11 protein-coding genes are annotated in these 10,357 nt (G+C 38.7%); 7 read left to right on the top strand and 4 right to left on the bottom strand.

Annotation, left to right across the window (positions count from 1 at the left end; all coding sequences use genetic code 11):
- The first annotated feature begins 540 nt into the window (after positions 1 to 540).
- From AN390_RS19500 to AN390_RS19470, 7 genes are all read left to right on the top strand, one after another.
- Positions 541 to 3,723, top strand: a complete 3,183-nt coding sequence (locus tag AN390_RS19500) for a pilus assembly protein (RefSeq protein WP_055255848.1) — start codon at positions 541 to 543, stop codon at positions 3,721 to 3,723.
- Between the two features lie 519 nt (positions 3,724 to 4,242).
- Positions 4,243 to 4,899 (top strand): hypothetical protein, encoded by a 657-nt coding sequence (locus tag AN390_RS19495; protein ID WP_029772248.1) that lies wholly within the window; start codon positions 4,243 to 4,245, stop codon positions 4,897 to 4,899.
- Positions 4,896 to 5,582: a Crp/Fnr family transcriptional regulator gene (locus AN390_RS19490; RefSeq protein WP_024033419.1), complete on the top strand. Its 687-nt coding sequence runs from the start codon at positions 4,896 to 4,898 to the stop codon at positions 5,580 to 5,582. Before AN390_RS19495 ends, AN390_RS19490 begins: the two co-directional genes overlap by 4 nt.
- A 72-nt stretch (positions 5,583 to 5,654) precedes the next feature.
- Positions 5,655 to 6,158: a DUF962 domain-containing protein gene (locus AN390_RS19485; RefSeq protein ID WP_055255846.1), complete on the top strand. Its 504-nt coding sequence runs from the start codon at positions 5,655 to 5,657 to the stop codon at positions 6,156 to 6,158.
- 145 nt (positions 6,159 to 6,303) lie between these two features.
- Positions 6,304 to 7,095, top strand: a complete 792-nt coding sequence (locus tag AN390_RS19480; RefSeq protein ID WP_055255844.1) for an SDR family oxidoreductase — start codon at positions 6,304 to 6,306, stop codon at positions 7,093 to 7,095.
- 61 nt (positions 7,096 to 7,156) lie between these two features.
- Positions 7,157 to 7,747: a DUF2238 domain-containing protein gene (locus tag AN390_RS19475; protein WP_054983966.1), complete on the top strand. Its 591-nt coding sequence runs from the start codon at positions 7,157 to 7,159 to the stop codon at positions 7,745 to 7,747.
- Positions 7,748 to 7,778: 31 nt separating this feature from the next.
- Positions 7,779 to 8,231: a GNAT family N-acetyltransferase gene (locus AN390_RS19470; RefSeq protein WP_055255842.1), complete on the top strand. Its 453-nt coding sequence runs from the start codon at positions 7,779 to 7,781 to the stop codon at positions 8,229 to 8,231.
- A 46-nt stretch (positions 8,232 to 8,277) separates the two neighbouring features.
- Here AN390_RS19470 and AN390_RS19465 read toward each other — a convergent pair whose 3' ends face one another.
- From AN390_RS19465 to AN390_RS19450, 4 genes are all read right to left on the bottom strand, one after another.
- Entirely contained in the window at positions 8,278 to 8,616 is a 339-nt protein-coding gene (locus AN390_RS19465) for a hypothetical protein (protein WP_055255840.1), read from the bottom strand.
- A 17-nt stretch (positions 8,617 to 8,633) separates the two neighbouring features.
- Positions 8,634 to 9,602, bottom strand: coding sequence for a hypothetical protein (locus AN390_RS19460; protein WP_055255838.1), 969 nt, complete (start codon positions 9,600 to 9,602; stop codon positions 8,634 to 8,636).
- A gap of 120 nt (positions 9,603 to 9,722) precedes the next feature.
- The gene (locus AN390_RS19455) at positions 9,723 to 9,986 is read right to left on the bottom strand and encodes a hypothetical protein (protein ID WP_055255836.1); all 264 of its coding nucleotides are present in this window, start codon (positions 9,984 to 9,986) and stop codon (positions 9,723 to 9,725) included.
- 102 nt (positions 9,987 to 10,088) lie between these two features.
- Entirely contained in the window at positions 10,089 to 10,268 is a 180-nt protein-coding gene (locus AN390_RS19450) for a DUF6435 family protein (protein WP_055255833.1), read from the bottom strand.
- Positions 10,269 to 10,357 lie beyond the last annotated feature (89 nt).

Here is a 10,357-nt window from a genome sequence, read left to right as displayed (position 1 = left end):
AATCTCCAAAAACTCACTGGTATCTCATAATTTAACGCGTGCTAAAGAAGATTTATCTTTATAAATTTATTACTTAGCACTTAAAAAGCCCCCGCTAGTTATAAACTCGCGGGGGCTTTTTAGTTTTTATTTTTGAAATTAACCAATGTGAGTTGTTAATTTTTAAGCGGGTTTAACGTGTATCCTCACTTAAATACCTATTTTAATAGGGGGTTTTAAACTTAAAATATGGTAATAACACCATTGCAAGTAAGGTTAACCGAGAATCACAGGGTTAATTGTTTTTAAAAGCGGGATATTTTACTAATGGCGATGCGTATATAAAATGCTCTAAGGGTATTAAATTTCTTTATATTTGCGTCTATTTTCATTAAAGTACTTAAAATATAGCAAATTCAGTTAACATTAATCTTTGTAAATAAGTTTATGTTTAATGGCATTTAGCTGTTTTGTACATTTTTCTAATTAAAACTAAAAATAAATAAGTAACTGCACTTTTAATGGAACTGCGTGATTTTAGCGCAGATAAAAGGATTTAAAATGAAACTTACCTTCAATCGCATTGTTGCATCTTTTTTTGCAGCAACTGTTAGCCTCTCTGTAACCGCTGAAGATATAGAGCTATACGTAAACCATAACGTAGAAACCGATGAAAAGCCTCGAGTTTTAATTGTATTTGATACATCTGGGAGTATGGGAAGTAAGCTTCCTTACAACGGGCCAAGAAAAATTGATGCTGCTAAAGATGCAATGACCGACCTGGTTAATAATAATGAGTCTATTGATTTTGGTCTTATGCGCTTTCAAAATAACTACGGCGGTTATGTTATGGCTGAAATTGGTTCTTCAAGAGCTACGGTTAAAAATCAGATAAAGAGCCTACCTGCTAGTGGCAGTACACCAGTTACTGAAACATTATGGGAAGCTTATTTATACTTAACTGGGCAACAAGTTTTGTATGGGTATGAAGAATATTCAGGAGATGAAGATTTTTTAAGTAAAACTGTTACTTATAAAAAAAATAAAAAAAATAAAAAAAATAAAAAAGTAACCACTCTTACATATATTTCGCCATTCGAAACTGATTTAGATAGCGATGAGCGCTGTGATAATTCTATTAACCTTATTTTAATGACGGATGGCGATCCGCAAAGTGACACTGAAAGTAATTATGATATATACCATCTTTATAAATCTAAGTTTGGTTCATATCCAAGTACAACAAGTGGAAGTTATTTGGCTGCACTAGCACAAATAATTCATGGAACAAGTGACGTAGAAATTGATTTGTACGATAGCACACCTGAAATTGCCGATACTGGACGAGTATTTACCATAGGTTTTGGCAGTGGAATGAGTCCTAACGGTAAGAAGCTACTAGAGCAAACAGCTCAAGTAGGTGGTGGAGAATATTTACATGCAAATACTTCTGCGGAGCTTTCAGAGAAATTAAATAGCACTATTTCTAGAATACGCGAAGTAAACGATAGCTTTTCATCGCCTACGGTTGCCAGTAATAACGTTGACCAAACCCGCAGCCGAGAAGCAATTTATTTTGCTATGTTTTACCCAGAGACCGGGGCTCGTTGGGGCGGCAACTTAAAAAAATTAGTTATGTCGGGCTCTAACATAGTTGACTCCACAGGCCGTGAGGCAATAGGTGATGACGGCTTAATTAAAGAAGACGCTCGCACGTTTTGGCTACCTTCAAATAAACCGGCCGATGGTAATTTAGTCGCACAAGGCGGCGTAAACTACTTACTTTCAAGCTTAGACTCACAAAGCCGCAAACTGTATATAGATTCGGACGGTAGTATTGTTGATTTTACCTTTGAGAGAGTTAAAGAAATTTTAAATATAGTGTCAGACGCCATAGGTGGCATCATACCGGGTACTAATATTGCTATCTCGCGCAATGATATTAATTGGGCAAGAGGCATGGATGTAGATAACGAAGATAGCGATAGCTCATCAGTAGATCAGCGTGCCAATATTTTTGGTGATCCTTTGCATTCTAAGCCGGTATCTATTGATTATGGTGATGGCAACATACGTATTTTAGTGGGCACTAATGCTGGCTTTTTACACATGTTTAACGATAAAGGTAACAGCATTGAAGAGGAGTGGGCGTTTATGCCTGCTGAGCTGTTAAAAAACATACCTGCGCTTCGTACAAATCAAGCCAATACTAAAGTGTATGGTATGGATGGGCCTATTAGTGTGTTTTTTAACAATAAAAGTTTAAACAGTGACGGCTTAAATGACGGAGTAATAGATGCCACTAAAGGTGATGAAGTATGGGCATTTGCTGGCATGCGCCGCGGGGGTAAAAACTATTATGCACTTGATATTAGCGCACCAGATAAACCAAAACAGCTTTGGAGTAAGCCTATTGTAGGCGGCTCAGATGGGTTTGAATACCTAGCTCAAACCTGGTCAAAACCACAAATAGCCTATATTAAAGCGTTTGGAGATGAGCCTTTACTGGTATTTGGTGGCGGATACGATACAAACAAAGACAACGCGATTCGTAGCGAGGATGAATCAGGCACGGGAATTTACATTGTTAAGGCTAAAACCGGCGAAAGAGTATGGGCGTTAACGCCCGAGGATAATAATTTCCAAGGTAAGCACAGTATAGCTGCTGATATAGCAACGCTTGACTCAGATTATGATGGTTACATTGACCGTTTATATGCCACCGATACGGGGGGTAATATTTGGCGTGTGGATATGCCTGGCTCTGACAAAAATAGTTTTTCTCATTACAAATTAGCAGAGCTTGGCAGTTCATTAGCAACGCAAGACCGACGCTTTTTTTACAAGCCACTAGTGGCGCGTACTATGTTTAGTAAAGTGAGCAAAACGAGCTATGGCGGTGAAGAAATAACCACACGATTAGATACGCCTTACGATGCAATCGTTATAGGAAGTGGTAATCGCTCAAATCCGCTTGCAACCAATGAGCAAGATCACCTTTACATGATTCGCGATGAACAAACCGTAACTAAAACCTTCGATTCACAAAATACGCCAGAGCCCATAGTGCCAAGTGAATTAATGCTTATGAATGACGACCCATTTGGCAATGCACTAGATAATGTAGATGAGTTTGTAGAACTTGAAGCTGATTTAGCAGGCTTTAAAGGGTGGCGATATGAGCTAAGTAATGGTGAAAAATCATTGGCTGCAGCCACCGTAGTAGGAGGCGTAGCTTATTATACATCGTTTACACCTGCACTAGAGTCTGATAAAAATCAGTGCTCTTTAACAGGGGGCGGTGGTGCAATGTACGCTTTTCATTTGCACTATGGCACAAAAGTGTACGACCAACTTAAATTTACTACCAGCTACGATGTACCCGATACCGCTCAGTTGTATTTTGGTGAAGGCGACTCATGTATAGATGCTAATAATAATGGATTATGTGATGTGCCAACACCTGATGATGGTGACCCAGATGACGGTACCCCAGGTGGTGGCTACGAGTACGAAGAAACAATACCTGTTAGCCAAGTAAGCCAGTTTTATTTAATCGGCCCGAGCCTTACTGGGGAAGGTGCAGTAAACCCTATCAAACCGCCTGAAATTAACGGACCAGGGCTAACTGTTGTTGATGGTAAAGTTAAACTTGTAAATGACAGTGATACATTAGGCTTTGGCTTTAAAACGCAGCAAACCTACATATATAAACGTGAAGAAAACGATTCTTCATCTGATTAGGTTGGCCTTAGCTCAGGAGTCGCAGCGCTTTAATATTTACCGCGCATGCCTTTAAAAGGCATGCGCTAACTTTTCTAGCTAATACTAAAGAGCCCAAAGCAAACCTTGCTACGTTAAAGTGTTCTGCTGAAGAAAGCTCAACAATGTAATTTTTGCCAAAAATTCAACACGCCTCCTATCTAAAATAGATTACCTAACCAAGCGAATTTGTATTAATAAAAGCCAACATTGTTTTACGCTAAGCCAACATTTATTCGCAATTATTGTGTTTAAGTATTATAAAAAGAGGGCTTATTGTCCCTATATTGAAAATAGACATACGGGTATTAATTGGTTTATGAATTGTTCGTAAATAAACCAATTAATGTGTAAATAAATATTAAATAAGTCACTAAATAGTAAAGCAATATTTGCATAACATGCTTAAAAAAAAGATTTATAAAACTTACCATTTTTAATGGTTGCTAGTGCTTAATTTTGCCGCTATTTTAAGGTTAAGTTGTATTAGATGGAATTAGTATGAGTTTCAAATTGATCTCTTTTTGCTATTGTATTCCCGTACTCTTTTTAAATGGTTGCGATGAGGAAGTGAGTTTATTTAGTAGCAGTAAAACGCCGTTAGTGGCTAAAAACGAAAACGCTAATTTACCGGCTACTGCTATTAAGCAAAAGCACCTTGTTGTAGAAGGCCTAATAGAGGGAATTGTACCAAGTCACTGTAAACGTGGTGAAACAGCGTATATAAATGCAAAAATGCAAAAGGTTATACGCAACCCAACCGCAAAAGTGACTTATACACTAAAGCCCACTGATAATATTTTGTCTGTGTGTGTGGCCAATGATAACTCAGCTATTACTTATCGTTATGGCACTGAGCAAAAAATTGGCCTAGAGTATACGGCCACTGCCGCGCAGCCATTTGGTAGCTACTATCGTCAAATAGGGAAAGTAGGCGAAAGTATTTTGTTTTTTAACAAAGGCAATTACTATTACTACATTATTAATGCTGGTGGTATGGGCAGTGGTGTTTCAGTGAACGTATATAAAAATAAAACGCTTATTGCGGAGTTTTTCTCTGGTAATGAGGCGTATAACGACTTTGTTATTGCCAGTAATTTAGACTTGCCTAAGTCGTTGGCAATAGAGCTTCAACCACATATAAACACAATGCAATGAATGGATTAAGTAAAGCACATTGTAACATTATTGAACAAGGGCAGTGGTTTTCTAAGCGCGATGCACACTTAAAACAGTTTTTATTAAGCCACGCAAAAACTTTAAGCCTTAGCGCGCACCAATCTCTTTTTTTACGAGGTGATAAACACGACGGTATTTATGCTGTATTAAGTGGTGTGGTGCGTATTAGTGGGGTAAGTAATAATGGTAAAGAAGCTGTTTTAAGCTTTGTTGACGCCTCGCTGTGGTTCGGCGAAGTCACTTTATTTGACCGCGGAATGCGCACCCACGATGTTTATGCGCAAACCGATGTAACACTGTGTTTTATTGGGCAACGCGCACTTGAGCAACTGTTAAAACAATACCCGCATTATTGGCAAGACTTTGGGTTACTTCTTGCCCAAAAATTGCGAGTTATGTTTACTAGCATGGAAGATCATGCACTATTAAGTGCCGAGCAGCGCGTTGCAAAACGCTTGCTTATATTGTGTGCGCATTTAGCGCATAGTAATGGCCATACGTTTACGTTATCTCAACAACAATTGGCTGATATGACTTACCTTACACGGCAAACCGCCAATCAAATTTTAAAAAAATTAGCAAAGCAGCAACTCATTGAGGTCGGCTATAACAAAGTGACCATTTTAAACCAATCTGCTTTAGAGTTACTTTGTAATCAGTAAATGTCGGCTTTCCGACAGAGTGATATTTTAAAAGCCTGATATAGTGTAAAAAACACAATAAAAGGCACACACATGAAAACTCTACAGCAACAGCTTGGTACATACGGTTTGTACCATCGCTCTAAACGCAATGTTTTAACTCATTTTTTTGGCATTCCGCTTATTGTATTTGCGGTGCTGTGCTTGTTAGCGCGTATTCAAATACCCACTGGCAGCCTGCTTATTGATGGCGCGCAGCTTTTTGTTTTTGCAAGCGTGGTGTATTACTTAATGCTGAGCGTGTCACTTGGCTTAATAATGGGTGTACTGTTTACCTTGTTGCTTTTAGCAGCACAGCCAATCGCTGCTATGGCTTTTTGGCCTTGGTTAAGTATTGGTGTGGGCGTATTTGTATTTGGCTGGGTGCTGCAGTTTATTGGCCATTACTATGAGGGTAAAAAGCCTGCGTTTGTAGATGATTTAATTGGCTTAATTATTGGCCCATTGTATGTAACCGTTGAGCTTTTATTTTTAATGGGGCTTTATAAATCGCTAGAGCATGAAGTTAACGCCATAGCAGGCCCCACCAAGGCATAATGCTAAGCGGCTTAAATATTTAGTTATTCTAGCGTGCTAAATAAAGCATTAACCGCGTTATAAATCATATATCTGTCGCTATAAATGTTTATAACTTAACACGATTGCTATTAGCAGCAGATAAAATAATAAAGGCAAATAACCCATGCAATACAACAATAAAACAGTATGGATCACCGGCGCATCATCAGGTATTGGCAAAGAGCTCGCAATACAGTTTGCAGCACTGGGTGCCAAGGTTATTTTATCAGCCAGAAGCGTTGATAAACTTAACGAACTAAAACAAAGCTTACATGGCGATGGCCACATTATTGTGCCCCTTGATTTGTCAGCGCCTGAAGCTGTTTTAGCTCAAGTTACTGACTTAATGAGTGCATTACCTGCTATCGATATTTTAATTAATAACGGTGGGGTATCGCAGCGCAGCTTATTTTTAGAAAACGAATTTAATGTTTACCGCCAGTTGATGGAAGTTAACTACTTTGGCCTCATTGCACTTACTAAAGCGGTGGCGCCTAGTATGGTAGCAAGACAAAGCGGTTCAATCGTCTCTATTAGTAGCGTTGCGGGTAAAGTAGGCTCTAAATTTAGAACGGGCTATTCAGGCTCTAAATATGCGGTAGTGGGCTTTATGGATTGCCTGCGTGCTGAGCTTGCAGAGCATAACATTCATTGCTTAACTATTTGCCCCGGCTCTATTAAAACCGCCATTGCACATAATTCGTTAAACGAGCAAGGCATAGCGCAAAACAAGCCAGAGCACTCAATAGAAAATGGCATGGATGTAAGCCTAGCTGCTAAAAAAATGATCCTCGCAATTTATAATAAAAAAGACGAAGTGATTGTTGGCAAAGGCTTAAGCGGCTGGGCACCGACCATTAAACGGTTTTTTCCTCGCTTATTTAATCGATTAACCGCTAAAACAAACTATCGGTAGCATCGGGCAATTTAGAGATATAAAATGCTGTAAATTCAATCAATTTAGACAAGGATTCTAAATGAAGTATTTATGGCTTGGCCTGTTTTTTATTGTATTAATTTGGTCCGGAATTAACCCAAAAGATCAGTTTACTTGGCTGCTTGAAGTTATCCCCGCAATCATTGGTTTAGTGCTTCTGGCAAGCAGCTATAAGCATTTTAAACTCACCCCCATTTTATATGGCTTTATATTAGCGCATTGTATTGTGCTAATGGTTGGCGGGCATTACACCTACGCCGAAGTCCCTTGGTTTGATAATTTATTTGGCAGTGAGCGTAACAACTACGATAAAGTAGGGCACTTTTTTCAAGGGTTTGTGCCTGCATTATTAGCGCGTGAAATATTACTACGTAAAAACGTAGTCAATGGTAAAGGCTGGCTAAATGTGTTTGTTGTATCGATATGTTTAGCGTTTAGTGCTTTTTACGAACTAATAGAGTGGTGGGTTGCAGTGTTAAGCGGTGAAAACGCAGAAGCATTTTTAGGTACGCAAGGCTACGTATGGGATACTCAATCTGATATGGGAATTGCCTTACTTGGGGCTATTTGCTCGATATTGCTGCTTTCAAAAGTACACGATAAACAGCTAAAAAATGTTAAAGATTACTGATTCAAATTTTATGATAAAAAGACAATAAATTATGACTGTAAATACCCACAATTTCAAAATAAGCACAGATAAAAGCAAGCTTAACTTTAACGTTATTTATAACTTTATTGCTAATAGTTATTGGGCTAAAGGAATACCTAAAAGCGTGATGCAAAAAGCGATTGATAACTCAATGTGTTTTGGTGTTTACAGCGCTGATAACGAGCAAGTGGGTTTTGCCCGCGTAGTAACCGACAACGCCACTTTTGCCTATTTGGCTGATGTATTTATTACCCCAGATTTACAAGGTAATGGTCTGAGCAAGTTACTCATAAAAACGATTGTAGAACACCCTGAGCTGCAAGGGCTAAGGCGCTTTTTATTAGCCACTTCTGATGCGCATGGCCTGTATGCGCAATACGGGTTTAAACCGATAGACAACCCAGCATTGCTAATGCAAATAAACCCTAAAAATGTGTATGAGGGAAATACTCCAGAGGTATAGTAAACGAGGGAAGAGCATTGTCTATGTAAGCAACTTTTTAGGCATTTTATGGACCCCAGTAGTCAAAATAATAAGTAGTGCCTTTTTGGATGCTAATTCCCCTCCATCCGCCACACTCAATTCTATGCTCCCCAGGTTTCACTTCTCCTTTAGCGTTCAGACCATATGGCCACTCTTTTTTATCTACGAGTAAAGGCCCACAATTGCCACCATTATTATCTTCAATTACCAAATAGGTTTTACCGTCTAGTGAAGTTTTATATCGGCCTCTAAGCTCGTAGGTAGCGCCATCATCACCGTTTAAAATATGTATGGTAAAAAGAGTTATAACTGCAAGAAGCATTATAAGAAATATTATTAGCAGATACTTTATGAATTTAATCATCCTTGGTGCCTAACGCTTTAATCAGCCGACACGTTAGCGGTCGGCTGGATTGACTTTTTAGCATCTTTCTCTATCAATATTGATGAAGTAACTATGTTTTTGTATTCATAAATGGCTTTTGCTCTTTTCACTAGTCTCTTATCCTCTGACAAGATTGCAGAGCAGTATGCTCCCATTCCAATATGACCAGCATCACTTCTCACATTGTGGATTTTACTAATTTTTCTGCACTTCTTTTCCGCTTGGAATCCCAAAATATCCATAACTGCATTGCATCCAACTATGCCAAGATACACTGGCCATAACTCATAACCTTGATTATCAATGGGATCAAACCCAAAGAATTGATCGCAGTTCATGCCAGAGTCTTCCATTGTTGGAGATATTATCTCCCAAATTTGGGCAATCTGATGTTCTTCAGAGACAGCGCCAATAGTGCCTTTTTTATCACCAAGTGCAGCTCTAGTCTTTTTTATGTCATTTCCGTTCGAAATCATATCGTCAACCATCGAATCAAGTTCAGGTTTGATGGCGCCGATTTTGTTAGGCATTCCTGTTGTGTTATATGGTAAATCTGATGTTAGTTGCAAAACTTGATTCGCTAAATTATCTGAAAGTTCTTTTAAGGGACCCTCATCTCGACCACCGTTCATCCACACTTGAAATGGATCAAAAATGGTTTCATCGAATTCTACGTTCCCTATTGCTTCAATATAGTTCTGATAATTCTCAAATGGAGTAAGATCTTCGATCAATCTTGCTTCACCGGTAATTTTCCAGTTTTCGTCAAGTATAAGGTCCAACATTTTTGCGCCAATCTCATTTAGCACATTTAAATATTTTTCTGGGTCATCAGCTCGCTTGATTTCCGCAAAATGTTCCTTCGAATAAACCCATTTCATGTCATCTCTTTTGCTAAGATTTATATGTCCTAACAACTGGAGGCCAATGATATTTTGATCAATGTAGACTAAGGGAATGCTCATAAATCTCCAGGCGGGCTAACGTCCATTTAAGAGGCTAAATTCAGATGGCTAAAATACATGACGTAGTGAATAAAAAGCCCACTGTATTTTGTTCCACTTGAAACTCTTGTTAGCATAAAGTTACTGTAATCTAATAGGTTTATCAACTGCTACTATAGATGCCACAATAAAAGCAGGAATAAACTGATACAGCCAATCAGCGAAATGCTCTGCGAATAAAAAGCTGAGGGATGCGCTAGCTAAAGATGTAATTAAAACAGCTGAAACGGATTGGAACTTATATATTTTTCCGTCACATTGTGCGCGTATTTCATGCCTTGAAGCAAAACGAATTAGCAACGCATAAATGATCAAAATAAAATAGAGGAAAAAGAATGCTTCCAAACGCTGACTCCTTTCATGCTAATGCCCCTGTCCATTGGCTAAGCTTGTTTTGGTCCGATGCAACGGCTTTTTTAAAACAGTACAGACACGTTTAATACGAACTTACTTAGCTTTTTTAGCCTCAAGCGCTTCTATTTCACTCCAGATTTTTTCGGCTTCTGCGCTTAACATGGCGTAGCTTTTAATATCGCCTTTACGCTGTGCTTGCATGCCTTGCTCAAGTTTTGCGTCGTACTCTTTGCGTAGTTTTTTTGTCGGGTCTGATTTAAATAGTGAAAACATGGGGCTCCTTAGTTTTATAAAAGTATTAGGGCGTGTTGATCTTTGCGGATTGAAATTTGTTCAATCTAGGGGCGATTAAATCGCGGCGC

The sequence above is a fragment of the Pseudoalteromonas sp. P1-11 genome, from assembly GCF_001399995.1.
Classification (GTDB): domain Bacteria; phylum Pseudomonadota; class Gammaproteobacteria; order Enterobacterales; family Alteromonadaceae; genus Pseudoalteromonas; species Pseudoalteromonas atlantica.
Note: the sequence above shows the minus strand (reverse complement) of the source record. Positions and strands in the feature narration are given on the sequence as shown.